Origin of the sequence: Malikia spinosa (assembly GCF_002980625.1) — a bacterium.
Taxonomy (GTDB): domain Bacteria; phylum Pseudomonadota; class Gammaproteobacteria; order Burkholderiales; family Burkholderiaceae_C; genus Malikia; species Malikia spinosa.
The window spans coordinates 158,545-175,794 of record NZ_PVLR01000012.1 but is presented as its reverse complement, the minus strand read 5'-3'; the positions used below and the strand labels follow the sequence as shown (position 1 = coordinate 175,794).

Below are 17,250 nucleotides of genomic sequence, written 5' to 3'. Positions count from 1 at the left end.
CCAGCGCGAAACCCTGGATTATAGCGACTTGTCAGACCGGCGGTCAATGGTCGCTTGTACGGCCCTTGAGCGCGCTCAGTGCGGCGAAGGGATTGGGCTTCTTTTCCTCCGGCAGATCGGGCAGTTCGCCCGCGCTCATGCGCACCGGAACCGGGCAGACCTCGTGCATCGGCACCAGGGGCAGCGCCAGCAGCAGCTCGTCCTCGATCAGCGCGGCCAGGTCAAAGCGTGGCTCGAGCGCCAGCAGGTCTTCCTCGCACTCGTCGTCCTCGGCCAGCGCCACCGCCTCGTCGGCGACGAAGCGGAACCAGCGGTCGACCTCGACCGGCTGCGCGTAGGGCGACAGGCAGCGTTGGCAGGTTTGCGGCAGCTCGGCGCTGGCTTGCAGGTGCAGCCAGAGCTGGGGCTCGGGCAGCTCGGTGCGGCCGAGGTCGGCGCCCAGGTCGCCCAAGGGCTGGCGCAGTTCGGCCTGCGCGCTCCAGCGCACCGGAGCGACATCGAGCTCGGGCAGGCCGTCGGCCAGGCGAGCGAAGGCGGACAGCAGCGCCTGGCCGGACAGGGTTTCGGCTTTCTGCGCGCTGGCGCGCAGGTCGAGGGTGGTCGGGGGCATGGCAGCGGTCATGACGGCATTCGAGACAAGGAGGGTCGATTCTACGGCCGCGCCCGGCCCGGGCTGCCTATACTGGCAGCATGAAAATAGCCGACATCCGCAAGAGCTACGAGCGCGCCGAGCTCAACGAACACGCCTCGCACGCCGACCCCATGCTGCAGTTCGACCAGTGGCTGCACGAAGCGATCAAGAGCGAGATCCCCGAACCCAATGCGATGACGGTCGCGACCGTCGGCAGCAACTTGCGTCCGAGCACGCGCGTGGTGCTGATCAAGGGCTACGACGCACGCGGCATCGTCTGGTACACCAACTACGACAGCCGCAAGGGCCGCGAGCTGGCCGGCAACCCGTTTGCCGCGCTGCAGTTCCACTGGGTCGAGCTCGAGCGCGTGGTGCGCATCGAGGGCCGGGTCGAGCGCGTCAGCGCCGAGGAAAGCGACGAGTATTTCCACAGCCGTCCGCTCGACAGCCGGATCGGCGCCTGGGCCAGCCCGCAGAGCCAGGTGATTCCGAACCGCACGCTGCTGGTGACCAATGCGGCCAAGTTCGGCGCCCAGTTCCTGCTCAATCCGCCGCGCCCGCCGCACTGGGGCGGTTTCCGGCTGGTGCCGGACTGCTGGGAATTCTGGCAGGGCCGCAAGAGCCGTCTCCACGACCGGCTGCGCTACCAGCAGCAGGCCGACGGCTGGCTGCGCGAGCGCCTGGCGCCCTGAGCGGGGACCGCCTACGCCAGAACGCGCCGGGGCGCGGGGCCGCCCAACAGCGGCCCGTCCAGCGGATCAGAGCCGCTCGATGGCCTGACCGGCAACCGCCTGCAGCTCGTCGGCCGTGACGAGTGCCGGCGAAATCTCGGCCAGCGGCAGCAGCACGAAGGCGCGCTCGCGCAGGCGCGGATGCGGCACGCTCAGGTCGGGCGTGTCGATAACGGCATCGCCATACAGCAGCAGGTCGAGGTCGAGCGTGCGCGGCGCGTTGCGGTAGGGCCGCTCGCGCCCGGCCTGCAATTCGAGCGCCTGCAAGGCGCGCAGCAGCTCGTGCGCGCCGAGTCCGGTCTCGACCGCTGCCACCGCGTTGATGAAGTCGGGGCCGCTGGCCTCCCAGGGCGCGCTGCGGTAGAGCGCCGACGCCCGCAGCAGCCGGGTCTGCGGCAGCCGATCGAGCGCCGCGATCGCGTCGCTCACCGTGGCGCGCGCGTCGCCCAGGTTGGCGCCCAGCGCGACATGGGCCAGCACAGCCGAGCTCATGGCTGCGGGCCGGAGCCGGCGTCGTCGCCCCCTGCCCCAGCCACACCGCCAGCACCGCCAGCACCGCTGTTGGGCTTGCGACGGCGGCGGCGCTTCTTGGCCGGCGCGGCCTCGCCCGATTCGGACTCGAACGGCGGCGGCTCGTTCGCTGCGCTGTCTTCAGCCTGCTCACCGGAAGGCGGCAGGGTACGGCCTTCGGCCGGTTGGCGGAACACGCGTCCAGCCGGAGCGTCACCGGTCTTGGCGCGCGACTTGGGCTTGGCGCGCTGCTGCTCGAGGCGGATCGCGTCGACCATGTCGTAGCGCACCGCATCGCTGGCGGTGCTGAAGGTCTCCCACCAGTGCGCGATTTCCTCGGGCAGTTCGCCGACCTGGGCCCGCAGGCGCAGGAAGTCGAAGCCGGCGCGGAAACGCGGCTGGTCGGCCAGTGAGAACGGCGCGGTGCCGGTACGCTTGTCGAAGCGCGGCTGCATGAGCCAGATCTCGCGCATGTCGGCACCGAGCTTGCCGCGGCCCGAGACATCGCCGATGCGCGACTCGAACACCTCGTCGACCGCTTCCTGTAGCGCCGGGAAGGCCGGCAGACCGGATTTCTGGCGCTTGTTCCAGCCCGCGCGCACATCGCTCCAGAGCACGCAGGCCAGCAGGAAGCTCGGCGCGACCGGCTTGCCCTCGCCGACACGGCGGTCGGTGTCTTGCAGCGCCGAGCGCACGAAGGGGTCCTCGGCACGCTCGACCACCAGGTCAAGCAGCGGATAGATGCCCTTGGCCAGCCCGGTGGACTTGAGCTGCTCGACGCTGGCCAGCGCATGGCCGGTCTGCAGCAGCTTGAGCATCTCGTCGAACAGGCGGCTCTGCGGCACATCGGCCAGCAGGCCGACCGAAGGCGCAATGGCGGCGCGGGTCTTGGCCTCGAACTGGAAGCCCAGGCCGCTGAGCTTGGCAGCAAAGCGCACCGCGCGGATGATGCGGACCGGGTCCTCGCGGTAGCGTGCGGCCGGGTCGCCGATCATGCGCAGCACGCGCTTGTTGGAGTCGCGGATGCCGTGGTGGAAGTCGACCACGGTCTCGGTCTCCGGGTCGTAGTACATCGCGTTGATCGTGAAGTCGCGCCGCGCCGCATCCTGCTCGATCGGGCCCCAGACGTTGTCACGCAGCACGCGGCCGCTGGCATCGACCGCATGCTTCATGCCGGCCAGCGCGGTCTTGCTGCTGCGTTCGTTGCCGCTGACCTGCTCGGCATCGGCGCTGTCGAGGTGGGCGCGCAGGGTCGAGACCTCGATCACCTCATGCTCGCGGCCGCGGCCGTAGACCACGTGCACGATGCGAAAACGCCGCCCGATGATGAAGGCGCGTCGGAACAGGCCCTTGACCTGCTCGGGCGTGGCGTTGGTCGCGACGTCGAAGTCCTTCGGTCGCAGGCCGAGCAGCAGGTCGCGCACCGCGCCACCGACGACATAGGCCTCGAAGCCGGCGCTCTTGAGCGTGTGCACCACGTCGAGCGCACGGCCATCGACCAGCGAGGGGTCGATGCCGTGCACGGTGGCCGGCACATCCTCGCGCTTGCCGAATTTCGGGCCCTTGCCCGGGGCGCTCTTGCCCAGCAACTTGTCGATGAAGGTCTTGATCATGCGGATTCGGGGAACAGGTCCAGGATGCGCCAGCCACGCTGCTGCGCGATCTCGCGCAGGGCAGCACCGGGATTGGTGGCGACGGGGTGGTGCGCGCGCTCGAGCAGCGGCAGGTCGTTGGTCGAGTCGGAATAGAAGGTCATGTCGCAGTCGTCCCAGCCCAGGCCGCGCGCGGCCAGCCACTGCTGCAGGCGAGCGACCTTACCTTCGCGAAACGATGGCGTGCCGCGGATCTCGCCGCTGTACCAGCCATCCGGGCCGCGCTCGAGCTCGATCGCGATCAGCTCGGTCACGCCGAAGGCCTGGGCGATCGGACGCGTGACGAACTCGTTGGTCGCGGTGATGATCAGCACCTGGTCACCGGCGTCGCGGTGGCGCTGCACCAGCTCGAGCGCCTGCGGCTGCAGGTTCGGGCTGATCACCTCGGCCATGAAGCGCTCGTGCGCGGCAGCGGCCTGGTCGGGGCTGTGGTCGCGTACCGCCTCGGTCGCAAAACGCACATAGTCGTGCACATCGAGCGTGCCGGCCTGGTAGTGGGCGAAGAATTCGTCGTTGCGGCGGGTGAACTCGACCGGATCGGTCCAGCCGATGCGGGTCGTGAACTGGCCCCACGAATAGTCCGAGTCGATCGGCAGCAGCGTGTGGTCCAGGTCAAAGAGGGCCAGTTTCATGGCGGGCAGGTCTTTGTCGGTTGGCCTTACTCGTTTTCGAGCATGGCCTTGATCAAGGGAATGGTGATGGCGCGCTGGGTGCGCAGGGCATAACCGTCCAGCGTCTCGAGCAGCAGCATCAGGCTACTGAGGTCGCGCGAGAAACGGTTGAGCATGAAGTCCATCACCTCGTCGCTCAGGAACACGCCGCGCAGGTCGGCGGCGCGGCGCAGGACGGCTCGGCGCTCGGCGTCGTCCAGGGGAAACAATTGGAACACATCGCCCCAGGCCAGGCGACTGCGCAGGTCCTCGCGCAGCGCGAGGTCGGCCGGCGGGCGGTCAGCGGCAGCCAACACCCAGCGCGCCGCGCCGCGCCGTGGCGACTGGACGTTGATGAACCAGTTGAAGGCCATCGCCTGCTGGACCTCGGTGTAGAGGTGGCAATCATCGAAGATCACCGCGCCCCAGCCCTCGTCGAACTCGGGCGGCGCCATCACGTTCGGGTCGATCCAGCCAACCGGCACGCCGCGCTCGCGCAGCGCCGCGCAGGTGGCCTGCAGCAGATGGCTCTTGCCGCTGCCGGCGCCGCCCCAGATGAAGGTCGGCACCGGCGAGCGCATCGGATTGCGCGACCAGACCCGCAGGTGTTCGAGCAGGCCGGCATTGCGCCCGGCAACGAAATTTTCCAGGGAGGGCACGGGCGCCAGGCCCATGTCCAACACGAGTTGCCGCATGGTCATGGCGTCAGTGAGGGTTGGCGGTCGATGACCGCAAGCAGGCAAAACCGGTCGAAAAATGTTGCCCCACGCCAGCGCCAGGCCGGGAAACGGACTCGGCTGCGGCTCAGTTGCATGGGAACTTGTGGATGGACATGGCGGCTCGGCCGTAAAATCTCGCAAATTCTATCGGGCTTACCCACATGACAACGACTCCTATCTCCTATAAAGACGCCGGCGTGGACATCATCGCGGGCGACGCGCTGGTCGAGCGCATCAAGCCGCTGGCCAAGAAGACGATGCGCGAAGGCGTGCTGGCCGGCATTGGCGGCTTCGGCGCGCTGTTCGAAGTGCCCAAGCGCTACCAGGAGCCGGTGCTGGTTTCCGGCACTGATGGCGTGGGCACCAAGCTCAAGCTGGCCTTCGAGTGGAACATGCACGACACCGTCGGCATCGACCTGGTCGCGATGAGCGTCAACGACGTGCTGGTGCAAGGCGCAGAGCCGCTGTTCTTCCTCGACTACTTCGCCTGCGGCAAGCTCGACGTCGATACCGCAGCGGCCGTGGTCGGCGGCATCGCCAAGGGCTGCGAGCTGTCGGGTTGCGCACTGATCGGCGGCGAAACCGCCGAAATGCCGGGCATGTACCCGGCCGGCGAATACGACCTGGCCGGCTTCGCGGTCGGCGCGGTCGAGAAGTCCAAGATCCTGACCGGCCAGAATGTCAAGCCGGGCGACGTGGTGCTGGGCCTGGCCTCGCACGGCGTGCACTCGAACGGCTTCTCGCTGGTGCGCAAGTGCATCGAGCGCGCCGAGAGCCAGGGCACGGTCCCGGCCACCCTGGACGGCCAGCCGTTCAAGCAGGCCATCATGGCGCCGACCCGCCTGTACGTGAAGAACGTGCTGGCCGCACTGGCCCAGCACCCGATCAAGGCGCTGGCGCACATCACCGGCGGCGGCCTGCTCGAGAACATCCCGCGCGTGCTGCCCGAAGGCACCGCCGCCCAGCTGGTCAAGGGCAGCTGGCCGCAGTCCGAGCTGTTCGCCTGGCTGCAAGCCACGGCCGGCATCGACGACATCGAGATGAACCGCACCTTCAACAACGGCATCGGCATGGTCGTCGTCGTCGCCGCTGAAGCAGCCGCTGCCACCGCAGCGACGCTGCGCGAGCTGGGCGAAAACGTCTACGAGATCGGCCGCATCGCCGAGCAAGGCGCGGGCGAGCAGGTCGTCGTGGCCTGAAGACAGCCCCCTCCCCCACTCACGAAAGGCCCGGCAACGGGCTTTTTTCATGTCCTGGCGACAAGCACGCGCCAGCGGGGTGCGCACTGCCGACCTGGTGACGGTCTGGGGCCACCCCAGGCTCGGAAATCCGACCTCCCGGATCGAGGTCAATGAATTTTCGGTTGGAAATCGGCAGTCAAGAATCCATACAACAACCTTACAGCTGGCACGCTGCTTGCTTCAAGAAAGGCAGCCAAGTCGGCGATCGGCTTCGCCCCGATCCCGGAAACCCGCACCCAGACTGAAGGAAACCCTATCATGAAGCATCATCGTTTGCTGGCGCGTTGCGCCATCGCTGCCACCACCTTGTTCGCCGCGCTCTCGACGGCCTGGGCCGCCGACAAGCCGAACGTGGTCATCCTCGCAACCGGCGGCACGATCGCCGGCGCCGGTGCCGATGCCTCCAAGAGCGCCACCTACCAGGCCGCCAAGGTGCCGGTCGACAAGCTGATCGCCGGTCTTCCGACGCTGTCGGCCGTGGCCCAGGTCAGGGGCGAACAGGTGTTCCAGATCGCCTCGGAGAGCTTCACCAACGAACACCTGCTGACGCTGGGCAAGCGTGTCGCCCAGTTGCTCAAGCAAAGCGATGTCGATGGCGTGGTGGTGACCCACGGCACGGACACGCTGGAGGAGACCGCCTATTTCCTCAACCTGGTCATCCACAGCGACAAGCCGGTGGTCGTGGTCGGCTCGATGCGCCCGGGCACGGCGATGTCGGCCGACGGCATGCTGAACCTGTTCAACGCGGTCAACGTCGCGGCGAGCCAGGACGCGCACGGCAAGGGCGTGCTGGTGACGATGAACGACGAGATCAACAGCGGTCGTGACGTGTCGAAGATGATCAACATCAAGACCGAGGCCTTCAAGAGCCCCTGGGGCCCGCTGGGCATGGTCGTCGAGGGCAAGAACTACTGGTTCCGCCTGCCGGCCAAGCGCCACACGATCAACTCGGAGTTCGACATCGAGAAGATCGAGACCCTGCCGGCAGTCGATATCGCCTATGGCCACGGCAACGTCAGCGACACCGCCTACCGCGCCTTCGCCGGCCAGGGCGCCAAGGCCATCATCCACACCGGCACCGGCAACGGCTCGGTGAGCAACCGGGTGGTGCCGGCGCTGCGCGAGCTGCGCAGCCAGGGCGTGCAGATCATCCGCTCCTCGCATGTCAATGCCGGCGGCTTCGTGCTGCGCAATGCCGAGCAGCCCGACGACCAGTACGACTGGGTGGTCGCGCATGACCTGAACCCGCAAAAGGCCCGCATCCTGGCCGCCGTAGCCCTGACCAAGACCCAGGACAGCAAGGAACTTCAGCGCATCTTCTGGGAGTATTGAGCGCTAGGCCCCACCACCGCGCAGCTGCGCCAGCCGCTGCGCGATCAGGTCGTGGTCGGGCGCATCCTCGGCCTGGAGCAGATAGATCTCGAGATCGGCCCTGGCCTCGTCGATACGCCCCAGGTCGGCCAGCGTCAACCCGCGGTCGCGCCGCTCGCTCCAGTCCTCGGGCAGCAGGATCACCAGCCGCTCGAGCACCTGCAGCAGGCGCGGCCAGTCGCCGGCCTGGCGCTGGATGTCCTTCAGGTTGCGCAGCACCCGGGCCAGGATCTCGCGCTCCGGCGCCGACTGCAGATAGAGCCCGACCGGCGGCTCGAACTCGTCGACCAGGCCATGGCGGCGCCGGAACGGCTCTAGCCGTTCGGACAGGTCCTCGCGGCCCAGTGACTGACCGGTGAAGGGATCGATCACGACCTGGACCTGCACCAGGCTGACCTTGACCAGGAAATGGCCCGGAAAATTGATCCCGCGCGCCTGCAGGCCCAGGCCCTGCGCGAGCTCGAGCCACAACACCCCGAGCGTGATCGGGATGCCGCGCCGGCGCTCGAGCACCCGGTTCAGGTAGCTGTTGTCGGGGTCGTAGTAATGGTTGACATTGCCGCCGAAGGCCAGATCGCCGAAGAAGAACTGATTGAGCCGGCGCAAGCGCTCCAACGGTCCGGCATCGGCCGGCAGGCGGCGCTGCAGCCGCCGCGCCATCTGATCGACCTGGCCCAGCAGCTGCTGGATGTCGAGCTCGGGATACTCGTCCAGCGCGACCGCAGCAGTTGCCTCCAGCAGCGGAAAGCCCGGGTCCTCGCGCACCAGCGTGGCGAAATAACCCAGCGGAGTCGGCAGTTCAAAGGCCGGCAGCATGGCTTATCGGCGCACGAACTGGCGCAGCTTGAGGCCGGTCGCCAGCAGGACAGCGAAATACAGCAGCGCCGAACCGACGACCGCCAGCGCGAGCCAGAGCACGCGCTCGGCCTTGCCCAGCGCCAGCCAATCGAGCGCACTGGCGGCCCAGACCAGATACAGCGCCAGCAAGGCACTGGCGGCAGCGACCTGCAGCAGGAAGCGGCGCCAGCCCGGCTGCGGCTGGTAGGCGCCGCGCCGGCGCAGCCCGATCAGCAGCCAGCCGGCATTGAGCAGCGCACCGAGTCCGATCGAGAGCGCCAGCCCGGCATGTGCCAGGAACGGCACCAGCAGCAGGTTGAACAGCTGGGTGCAAACCAGCACCACCACCGCGATCCGGACCGGGGTGCGGATGTCCTGGCTGGCATAGAAGCCCGGCGCCAGCACCTTGATCGCGATCAGCCCGAGCAGGCCGACGCCATAGCCAGTCAGCGCGAGCTGGGTCTGCTGCACGTCGACGGCCTGGAAGGCGCCATAGTGGTAGAGCACCGCGACCAGCGGCTGACCAAAGCAGAGCAGCGCGACCGCGCAGGGCAGCGCCAGCAGCACGACCCAGCGCAGGCCCCAGTCGAGCAACCCGCTGTAGCGCGCATCATCGCCCGAGGCCCGGGCCGCCGACAGCTGGGGCAGCAGCACCACGCCGAGTGCCACGCCCAGCATCGCAGTCGGGAACTCCATCAAACGGTCGGCATAGGTCAGCCAGCTCACGCTGCCGGTGCGCAGATGGGAGGCGATCTGGGTATTGATCAGCAGCGAGATCTGCGCCACGCCCACGCCCAGCAGCGCCGGCGCCATCAAGGCCAGGATGCGACGCGTGCCCGGATGGGCCCAGGCCGCGCGCAACCCGCCCAGGTTCAGGCGCAGCCGGGGCAGCAGGCCCAGTTTCTTCAAGGCCGGTAGCTGCACGCCCAGCTGCAGCATGCCGCCGCCCAGCACGCCGGCGGCCAGCGCGAAGATCGGCTCGATGCCCAGGCTGGCGAACCAGGGCGCGCCCCAGGCCGCCGCCGCGATCATCGACAGGTTGAGCAGCACTGGCGTCGCCGCCGGCACCGCGAAGCGCTTCCAGGTATTCAGGATGCCAGCGGCCAGCGCGACCCCCGACATGAAGCCGATGTAGGGAAACATCCAGCGCGTCAGCACCACCGCAACGTTGAAACCATGCGGGTCCTGCTGCAGGCCCGAGGCCATCAGCCAGACCAGCACCGGCGCGGCGGCCACGCCCAGGATGCAGGTCAAGGTCAACGCGACCGCCAGCAGGGTCGCGACCTGGTCGATCAGCTGGCGCGTCGCGTCGTCGCCGTCCTTGGCGCGGCTGGCGGCCAGCACCGGCACGAAAGCCTGGCTGAAGGCGCCTTCGGCGAACAGGCGCCGCAGCAGATTGGGAATGCGAAAGGCGACGTTGAAGGCGTCGGTCAGCGCGCTGGCGCCGAAGCTCGAGGCGATCAGCAATTCCCGCGCCAGACCCGTGATGCGCGAGGCCAGGGTCAGCAGGGAGACGAGTGAGGCGGATTTGAACAGTGACACGCCAGCGAGTGTAGCCGTCGCCACCGGCGGCCCTGGCAGCGCACAAGCCCCTGCTGCCAACCCGACCGTCGCAGCGGCGACCGACCCGATGTTGCCATGCAGCACTAAAATGAGCCGGTGACCATCCTCAACGCCGACCTGCATTGCCACTCCACCGTCTCCGACGGCACGCTGGAGCCCGAAATCCTGGCCGAACGCGCCAAGACCCGCGGGGTCGAGCTGTGGTCGTTGACCGACCATGACGAGATCGGCGGCCAGCAGCGCGCCCGCACGGCGGCGCTCGCGCTGGGCCTGCCCTACCTGACCGGAGTCGAGATCTCGGTCACCTTCTGCAACCTGACGGTGCATATCGTCGGCCTGGGCTTCGACCCCGCAAACGACGCACTCGTGCGCGGCCTGGAGCGCACGCGCGGCGGGCGCGGCGAGCGGGCGCAGGAAATGGGTGCAGGGCTGGCCAAGGTCGGCATCCCGGGCGCCTACGAGGGCGCGCTCAAGTACGCCGGCAACCCCGAACTGATCTCGCGCACCCATTTCGCGCGCTTCCTGGTCGAGACCGGGGTCTGCCGCGACAACAACGAGGTGTTCCGCAAATACCTGGCCGACGGCAAGCCCGGCTTCGTGCCGCACCGCTGGGCCGCGTTGGGCGACACGGTGCGCTGGATCCGCGAGGCCGGCGGCGTCGCCGTGATCGCGCACCCGGCGCGCTACGACCAGAGCCCGACCCAGGAATACGCGCTGTTCTCCGAATTCAAGGCCCATGGCGGCCAGGGCGTCGAGGTGGTCTGCGGCAGCCACGCTGCGAGCGAATACCCCAAGTACGCCGAACTCGCGCTCGAGTTCGGCCTGGCCGCCTCGCGCGGCAGCGACTTCCACAGCCCCGACGAAAGCCGGATCGACCTAGGCGACCTGCCGCTGCTCGAAGGCCGGCTGACCCCGGTCTGGGAGCTGCTGGCCGACCGCATCCAGACCGCATGAGCGCCGCCCGACCGCTGCAGGGCATCGCCCTGCTGTTGCTGGCGGTGGCCTGCTTCGCCACGCTCGACTCCTCGGTCAAGTACCTGAGCCTGGGTATCTCGGTGCTGATGGCGATCTGGTTCCGCTACCTGTTCCAGGCCCTGGTCATGAGCGCGGTGGTGCTGCCCACGCGCGGCTGGCGCTCGCTGCAGACCGCCCATCCGCGCCTGCACCTGCTGCGCGCAGCGCTGCTGCTGAGCACCAGCCTGCTGGGCTTCTTCAGCGTCAAGTACATGCCGGTGGGCGAGTTCACCGCCATCATCATGCTGACGCCGATGGTGACGACGCTGCTGGCGGCCACCTTCCTGAAGGAAAAGGTCAGCGCGCTGCGCTGGCTGCTGGTCGCGGGCGGCTTCTGCGGCGCGCTGCTGGTGGCGCAACCGGGCGGCGCCACGGCGGGCTGGACCCTGCTGCTGCCACTGGGCTGCACGCTGGCGAACTCGGTCTACCAGATCCTGACCAGCCGCATGGCGCGCACCGAGCACGCGATGACGCTGAACTTCTATTCCGGCTGGGGCGGAGCGCTGGTGCTGACCGCGGCGCTGCCCTGGATCTGGCAGACGCCGGCCGACGGCCAGACCTGGGCCCTGCTCTGCCTGACGGGTGCCACCGGCACGCTGGGCCATTTCGCGCTCGGCGCGGCCTTCGGTCGCGCGCCGGCCGCCACGCTGGCGCCCTACCTCTACGCCCAGATCGGCTTCGCGATGCTGGCCGGCTGGCTGGTGTTCGCCCATGTGCCGGGCCGGCTCGAAATGGCCGGCATCGCGCTGATCGCGGTCTGCGGCGCCACGGCAGCCTGGCTGGCGGCACGCCTGCCACGACAAGTCTGACCCGGACCGTGAGCTCAAGTGGGACAATCGCCAGATGTCACAGTATTTCGAAGTCCACCCCGAGAACCCGCAAGCCCGGCTGCTCAAGCAGGCGGTGCAATTGCTGGAAAAAGGCGGCGTGCTCGCCGTGCCGACCGACTCCAGCTATGCGCTGGTCTGTCACCTCGACGACAAGTCGGCGGTCGAGCGGCTGCGCCGCATCCGCGGCGTCGATGACAAGCACCACCTGACGCTGCTGTGCCGCGACCTCAGCGAGCTGGCCAGCTACGCACGGGTCGACAACCGGCAGTACCGGCTGCTCAAGCTCGGCACGCCCGGTCCCTACACCTTCATCCTCGAAGCCAGCAAGGAAGTGCCGCGCCGCGTCAGCCACCCCTCGCGCAAGACCATCGGGCTGCGCGTGCCCGAGCACCGGGCGCTGCAGGAGCTGCTCGCGCTGCACGGCGCGCCGCTGCTGGCCAGCACGCTGATTCCCCCCGGCGAGGAAGAGCCGCTGAACGACCCGCAGCAGATCCGCGAACGCCTGCCCGAACTGGCAGCCGTGATCGACGCCGGCGCCTGCTCGCTCGAACCGACCAGCGTGATCGACCTGACCCCGATGGGGTCGGGCGAGGAACCCGAAGTGATCCGGACCGGTCGCGGCCCGCTGGCCGCGCTCGGCCTCTGAGCCCGCCTGCGACAATAAGCGCATGGACTTCGCCCAAATCATCCAGACCGTTGCGATCTACGCCCTGCCGGTGCTGTTCGCGATCACCGTGCACGAGGCCGCGCACGGCTATGCCGCGCGCCATTTCGGCGACAACACGGCCTGGTCCCAGGGCCGAGTGACCCTGAACCCGATCAAGCATATCGACCCGGTCGGCACCCTGCTGATGCCGCTGATCCTCTATTTCGCGACCGGCGGCCACTTCCTGTTCGGCTATGCCAAGCCGGTGCCGGTCAATTTCGGCCGGCTGCGCAATCCCAAGCGCGACATGGTCTGGGTCGCACTGGCCGGACCGGGTTCCAACTTCGTGCAGGCGCTGGCCTGGGGCGCCTTGCTGATGCTGCTGCATGCGCTCGGCGTGCACGAGCGCTTCTTCCTCGGCATGTGCGTGGCCGGCTTCAACGTCAACCTCGTGATGTTCGCCTTCAACCTGTTTCCGCTGCCGCCGCTCGACGGCGGGCGCATCCTGGTCGGCCTGCTGCCCTGGAAACAGGCCGTCGCCGTCTCGCGCATCGAGCCCTGGGGCTTCTTCATCGTGATGGCACTGGTCATCAGCGGCATCGTCGGCAGCCTCTGGCTCGACCCCTTGATCGCGCTGAGCAAGATCGCGATCGGACTGCTGCTCAGTCCGCTGCGCTGGCTGCTGCTCTGATCCGGCCCTCCTCTCCTTCGTTCCAAGCACCGTTTTCCTTCCCATGAGCTCTCCCCTGCGCGTTCTGACCGGCATCACCACTTCGGGCACGCCCCACCTCGGCAACTACGTCGGCGCCGTGCGCCCGACCGTGCGCGCCAGCCGGCTTGGCCATGTCGAAAGCTTCATGTTCCTGGCCGACTACCATGCGCTGATCAAGACCGGCGACCCGGCGCGCGTGCAACGCTCGACGCTCGAGATCGCCGCGACCTGGATCGCCTGCGGCCTCGACCCGGCCAAGGTCACCTTCTACCGCCAGTCCGACATCCCCGAGATCACCGAGCTGACCTGGCTGCTGACCTGCCTGACCGGCAAGGGGCTGCTGAACCGGGCCCATGCCTACAAGGCGATGCTGGACCGCAACGCGGCGGCGGGCGCCGAACCGGACGAAGGCGTGACCGCCGGCCTGTTCATGTACCCGGTGCTGATGGCGGCCGACATCCTGCTGTTCAACGCGCAGCAGGTGCCGGTGGGCCGCGACCAGATCCAGCATATCGAGATGGCGCGCGACATCGCGGCCAGCTTCAACCACCAGTACGGCGAGCATTTCGTGCTGCCCGAAGCAGCGATCGAGGAGTCGGTGGCCACCCTGCCCGGCCTCGACGGCCGCAAGATGAGCAAGAGCTACGACAACACGATCCCGCTGTTCGTGCCGCGTGAACAGCTCAGGAAGCTCATCCTGGGCATCGTGACCGACTCGAAGGCGCCCGGCGAGCCCAAGGACACCGAGGGCTCGGCGCTGTTCCAGATCTACCAGGCCTTCGCGACGCCCGAGGAAAGCTCGGCCTTCGCCCAGGCCTATGCCGACGGCATAGCCTGGGGCGACGCCAAGCAGCGGCTGTTCGAGCGCATCGATGCCGAGATCGCCCCGATGCGCGCGACCTACGAGGAGCTGATGGCCCACCCCGAGCGGGTCGAGGAACTGCTGCAGGCCGGCGCCATCAAGGCACGCGCGGTCGCGACGCCGTTTGCTGCGCGCCTGCGCCATGCGGTCGGCTTGCGCCCGCTGCAGGCCGCGGTCGAGACCAAGGCCAAGGCCGACAAGGCCGCGCTGCCGAGCTTCAAGCAGTACCGCGAGAAGGATGGCCAGTTCTACTTCAAGCTCGCCGATGCCAAGGGCCGCCTGCTGCTGCAAAGCCTGGGCTATGCCTCGCCCAAGGAGTGCGGTGCGGCCATCGCCCAGCTCAAGGCCCAGGGCTGGAGCGCCAGCGCGGCGCTGCACGCGATGGCAGCCGTCGCCGAAGATGCCAGCGCGGCCGAAGCCGATGCAGCTTTGCAAGTCTTGCGCGACGCCGCTTGAAAAACGGCGCGAAATGCTGCTAGAATAGTGGCTTCGACACGGAGAGATGGCAGAGTGGTCGAATGCGCCGGACTCGAAATCCGGTATACGGTTCATACCGTATCTAGGGTTCGAATCCCTATCTCTCCGCCAAATTCAAGGACTTGCAAAGTCCGGAAAAGCCAGCAGAAATGCTGGCTTTTTTGCTTTTTGTCGCCGGCATCGTTATCACAATGGTGCGGGATAATTGATCAGATCAGTCTCTCAAGAGACACCCCCTCCCAGCATCAGAGATCCAGCAGCAGCCATGAATCAGAAGCACAGGCCAGCCACCTCCAGCCACAAAACCGTGTGGAAGCTGCAACCCCTGGTCCGTCACGGCAGGAAGACCGGCCTGGCCGGCAACCAGGCGGCACAGCGGGAATGCGCAGAAGCCGAATATTTCGCCAGCATCAGCGTCTGGGGCGGGCTCAATCATCGCCTGTCCGAGTTCCTCGACAGCAGCGACAACTGACCTCACCCTTTTCAGGTTGGCGGCGCGAACCAGTCCGACTCCCCGAGCCAGGCAGAAACCCGACTCCTGTCATGGACATCGCTTGCGACTTGTCACAGTCAGCGTATAGTGAAAAGCGTCAGGTCCGGAGTGCAAGCGCAAGTGGCAGGCTCCGGTAAAGAAATGGAACCAAACGGTGATTTCTTTCCTGATCGTGCCGTCCACACCAGTGGGGCAGGCTGATGCTGACAGGTTTTGGCAAAGGAGGTCCGCTTCGCAAGTAGTCTCTATCACTGAACCGAACGCCGCAAGGCCCTGCCCCGTCTTGACGGGGATATCCTCCTGCTAGTCAAGCAGTAACAAACCCGCCTCAGTGCGGGTTTGTTGTTTGCGGGCTCGTCATCCAGCCTCAGTTCGACACGAAATGGCGCAGATAGCTGCTGGCCTGGCCGGGGCGATGGACCAGGGTCAGCTGCTGCCTGGCGCGCGAGGCCGCGACATAGAACAGGTTGCGCTCGTCGGCCCGCTCGCCATCGAAATCGCTCCGGTTCAGGTCGGGAATGATGACATGCTCGAACTCCAGTCCCTTGGCCGCCTCGATGCTCGACAGGATGATGCGCTCGCCAGCCCATTTTTCGGCATGGGCATCATAGTCATGCGCCAGCAGGCTACGCAGGAACTCGCTGATCGAGGCATAGGACTGGCTCGCTCGCACCAGTCCTTGCAGCGAGCGCTCGCTGTCCTCGGCAGCCTCGACCTGCACAAAGACCCGGCGCGCGAGCTGGCGGATGTCGAGCGCGGCAATGGCGCGCGGCAGATCCTCGATCCGGTCGGAAGCCGCCAGCCGCATGGCCTGCTGCACCTGCCGGCTCGCGGCCTGGTGCGGGGTCTGTCTGAGCAGGGCGGGCAGCACGAACTCGGCGAAATTGGCCTCGGACGCCTGCTCGACGACCTGGGCGGTCTGGGCCGCGTCGGCATCGAGCACGACGCCGCCGATGAACTCCCAGGCCGCCCGCTTGGCCGGCGCCAGCAGCGCGGAGCGGAATTGATCCGGCAGCCTGACGGCCGCCGCGAACAGCAGGCGCACGAACAGGACTTCCGGTCGCTCCAGGTAGCTGGTGAAGCCGACGCTCTGGTAGCGGATCGCCTGCCGGCGCAAGCCATGCTCGAGTTCGGTCGCAGCACTGGGATGACGCAGCAGCAGCGCCAGTTGCGAACGCGGGGAATCCGGGCGCAAGCCCGGGCGCCGGGTCAGCGCGTCGTTGATCCAGCCGATCAGCTCGGCAGCCGAGCCGGCCTGGCGTATTTCCACCCTGGACTGGAGCGCGGCATGGCTGGGATAGGGCTTGTGCGCCAGGCGGGCCAGGGGCTGCGCGATCCCGGCGCCGAAGCGACGGGTCTCGGTCAGCGGCAGGCGCTGCGGCTCACCGATGAAGGCCGCGAAGCCCGGCCCCATGAAATAGGCATCGGCACCGTCGCGGGCGTGAATGACCTGGTCCCGATCGCCCACGCCCAGGAATTGCACCCCGTCGTTGACGGCCAGCAAGGCCTGCAGCACGGTGAACATGGCCCAGTTGCTGTCGTGCATCTCGTCAAGGATCACCGCATCGAGCTTGAGCCGCAGCGGGTGCCGCTCCCAGCTGAATGACGGGTCATCCGATGCCAGGATGCGTGCCAGGTCGTAGGTGGCGTCGCCGGCATAGCGGAACTTCACGCGCGGCTCGCCGGCAGGATCGACGAAGTGGCAGCGCTGCGACTCGTAGCAATGGTAGACCGCCAGCGTCGTGAAATCGCGCCCCAGTTCGCCCGCGCTGTCCGGGGTGATGCGAAAGCCCTCCTCCTGGCGCAGCAACTGCATCGAACCCTTGATCTGGGCAAATTCGTCGAGCAAGCCCTCGACCGCGAATTCACCGCTGCCGTCGAGCGCGAACTCGCCCGCGTACCGGCCCGAGACCGATTCGCGCGCGCTGGCGATCGCAGCCAGTACCGCGGGACGCACCTGCTCAGCCCGGTTCAGCCGCTCGACCACCCAGTTCTCCAGCCATTTCAGGCGCGCTGCGCAGAAATCCTCCAGCGTGCCGACCCGGATGGCACGGGCCAGTTCGGGCTTGAGCCCCAGCCGCTCGAAGGCCGCCAGATAGGCCTGGACGCCGGGCTCGGTGTAGGACAGCGCCAGAATCCGGGACGGGTTGGCGCCCTGCTCGACCAGGCGGGCGATCTTCATCGCCGCGGTCGTGGTCTTGCCGGCACCCGCATTGGCCTCGACCAGGATACGCGGGTGGGTGCAGGCGCAGATATCGCTCTGCTCGCGGGTCATGACAATCGGGGGAGCCGCGCTCATCGGTGCCTCTGA

17 protein-coding genes and 1 tRNA gene are annotated in these 17,250 nt (G+C 67.7%); 10 read left to right on the top strand and 8 right to left on the bottom strand.

Translation table 11 applies throughout. The features are described 5' to 3' along the window. Positions 1-43: 43 nt before the first annotated feature. Positions 44-610 (bottom strand): YceD family protein, encoded by a 567-nt coding sequence (locus tag C6P61_RS05230; protein ID WP_105728867.1) that lies wholly within the window; start codon positions 608-610, stop codon positions 44-46. An 80-nt stretch (positions 611-690) separates the two neighbouring features. On the opposite strand from C6P61_RS05230, the gene pdxH reads away from it, so the two are divergent. After that, the gene (gene pdxH / locus C6P61_RS05225) at positions 691-1,323 is read left to right on the top strand and encodes a pyridoxamine 5'-phosphate oxidase (protein ID WP_105728866.1); all 633 of its coding nucleotides are present in this window, start codon (positions 691-693) and stop codon (positions 1,321-1,323) included. A gap of 66 nt (positions 1,324-1,389) precedes the next feature. On the opposite strand, the gene folK is transcribed toward pdxH, so the two are convergent. The 4 genes from folK to hda are packed head-to-tail and all read right to left on the bottom strand — an operon-like array spanning position 1,390 to position 4,869. Continuing rightward, positions 1,390-1,854 carry a 2-amino-4-hydroxy-6-hydroxymethyldihydropteridine diphosphokinase gene (gene folK, locus C6P61_RS05220; protein WP_105728865.1) on the bottom strand — a complete coding sequence of 155 codons (465 nt, stop codon included), beginning with the start codon at positions 1,852-1,854 and terminating at the stop codon, positions 1,390-1,392. Further along, on the bottom strand, positions 1,851-3,485 hold the full coding sequence (pcnB, locus tag C6P61_RS05215; protein WP_105728864.1) for a polynucleotide adenylyltransferase PcnB: 1,635 nt from the start codon (positions 3,483-3,485) through the stop codon (positions 1,851-1,853). The genes folK and pcnB overlap by 4 nt, the downstream gene beginning before the upstream one ends. Next, positions 3,482-4,156, bottom strand: coding sequence for a histidinol-phosphatase (locus tag C6P61_RS05210; RefSeq protein WP_105728863.1), 675 nt, complete (start codon positions 4,154-4,156; stop codon positions 3,482-3,484). Before C6P61_RS05210 ends, pcnB begins: the two co-directional genes overlap by 4 nt. Before the next feature lie 26 nt (positions 4,157-4,182). Further along, positions 4,183-4,869: a DnaA regulatory inactivator Hda gene (gene hda, locus C6P61_RS05205; protein WP_105728911.1), complete on the bottom strand. Its 687-nt coding sequence runs from the start codon at positions 4,867-4,869 to the stop codon at positions 4,183-4,185. Positions 4,870-5,054: 185 nt separating this feature from the next. Between hda and purM the strand changes: the two genes are divergently transcribed. Together purM and C6P61_RS05195 are read left to right on the top strand one after the other, a co-directional pair. Then, the gene (gene purM, locus C6P61_RS05200) at positions 5,055-6,092 is read left to right on the top strand and encodes a phosphoribosylformylglycinamidine cyclo-ligase (protein ID WP_105728862.1); all 1,038 of its coding nucleotides are present in this window, start codon (positions 5,055-5,057) and stop codon (positions 6,090-6,092) included. 300 nt (positions 6,093-6,392) lie between these two features. Then, complete coding sequence (locus C6P61_RS05195; RefSeq protein WP_105728861.1) at positions 6,393-7,466, top strand: asparaginase; 1,074 nt, start codon at positions 6,393-6,395, stop codon at positions 7,464-7,466. 3 nt (positions 7,467-7,469) lie between these two features. On the opposite strand, the gene C6P61_RS05190 is transcribed toward C6P61_RS05195, so the two are convergent. Together C6P61_RS05190 and murJ are read right to left on the bottom strand one after the other, a co-directional pair. After that, positions 7,470-8,321: a SirB1 family protein gene (locus C6P61_RS05190; protein WP_105728860.1), complete on the bottom strand. Its 852-nt coding sequence runs from the start codon at positions 8,319-8,321 to the stop codon at positions 7,470-7,472. Between the two features lie 3 nt (positions 8,322-8,324). Continuing rightward, positions 8,325-9,884, bottom strand: coding sequence for a murein biosynthesis integral membrane protein MurJ (murJ, locus tag C6P61_RS05185; protein ID WP_105728859.1), 1,560 nt, complete (start codon positions 9,882-9,884; stop codon positions 8,325-8,327). A 117-nt stretch (positions 9,885-10,001) separates the two neighbouring features. On the opposite strand from murJ, the gene C6P61_RS05180 reads away from it, so the two are divergent. From C6P61_RS05180 to C6P61_RS05150, 7 genes are all read left to right on the top strand, one after another. Then, positions 10,002-10,859: a 3',5'-nucleoside bisphosphate phosphatase gene (locus tag C6P61_RS05180; RefSeq protein ID WP_105728858.1), complete on the top strand. Its 858-nt coding sequence runs from the start codon at positions 10,002-10,004 to the stop codon at positions 10,857-10,859. Beyond that, positions 10,856-11,728, top strand: a complete 873-nt coding sequence (locus C6P61_RS05175) for a DMT family transporter (protein WP_105728857.1) — start codon at positions 10,856-10,858, stop codon at positions 11,726-11,728. The genes C6P61_RS05180 and C6P61_RS05175 overlap by 4 nt, the downstream gene beginning before the upstream one ends. Before the next feature lie 34 nt (positions 11,729-11,762). Further along, positions 11,763-12,395, top strand: a complete 633-nt coding sequence (locus C6P61_RS05170; RefSeq protein ID WP_105728856.1) for an L-threonylcarbamoyladenylate synthase — start codon at positions 11,763-11,765, stop codon at positions 12,393-12,395. A 22-nt stretch (positions 12,396-12,417) separates the two neighbouring features. Continuing rightward, on the top strand, positions 12,418-13,086 hold the full coding sequence (locus C6P61_RS05165) for a site-2 protease family protein (RefSeq protein WP_105728855.1): 669 nt from the start codon (positions 12,418-12,420) through the stop codon (positions 13,084-13,086). Positions 13,087-13,129: 43 nt separating this feature from the next. Continuing rightward, the gene (locus tag C6P61_RS05160; protein WP_105728854.1) at positions 13,130-14,425 is read left to right on the top strand and encodes a tryptophan--tRNA ligase; all 1,296 of its coding nucleotides are present in this window, start codon (positions 13,130-13,132) and stop codon (positions 14,423-14,425) included. 40 nt (positions 14,426-14,465) lie between these two features. After that, positions 14,466-14,557 (top strand) — tRNA-Ser (locus C6P61_RS05155). Between the two features lie 154 nt (positions 14,558-14,711). Then, positions 14,712-14,918 (top strand): hypothetical protein, encoded by a 207-nt coding sequence (locus C6P61_RS05150; RefSeq protein ID WP_105728853.1) that lies wholly within the window; start codon positions 14,712-14,714, stop codon positions 14,916-14,918. Positions 14,919-15,306: 388 nt separating this feature from the next. Here C6P61_RS05150 and C6P61_RS05145 read toward each other — a convergent pair whose 3' ends face one another. Continuing rightward, on the bottom strand, positions 15,307-17,238 hold the full coding sequence (locus tag C6P61_RS05145) for a 3'-5' exonuclease (protein ID WP_105728852.1): 1,932 nt from the start codon (positions 17,236-17,238) through the stop codon (positions 15,307-15,309). Between the last annotated feature and the right edge of the window lie 12 nt (positions 17,239-17,250).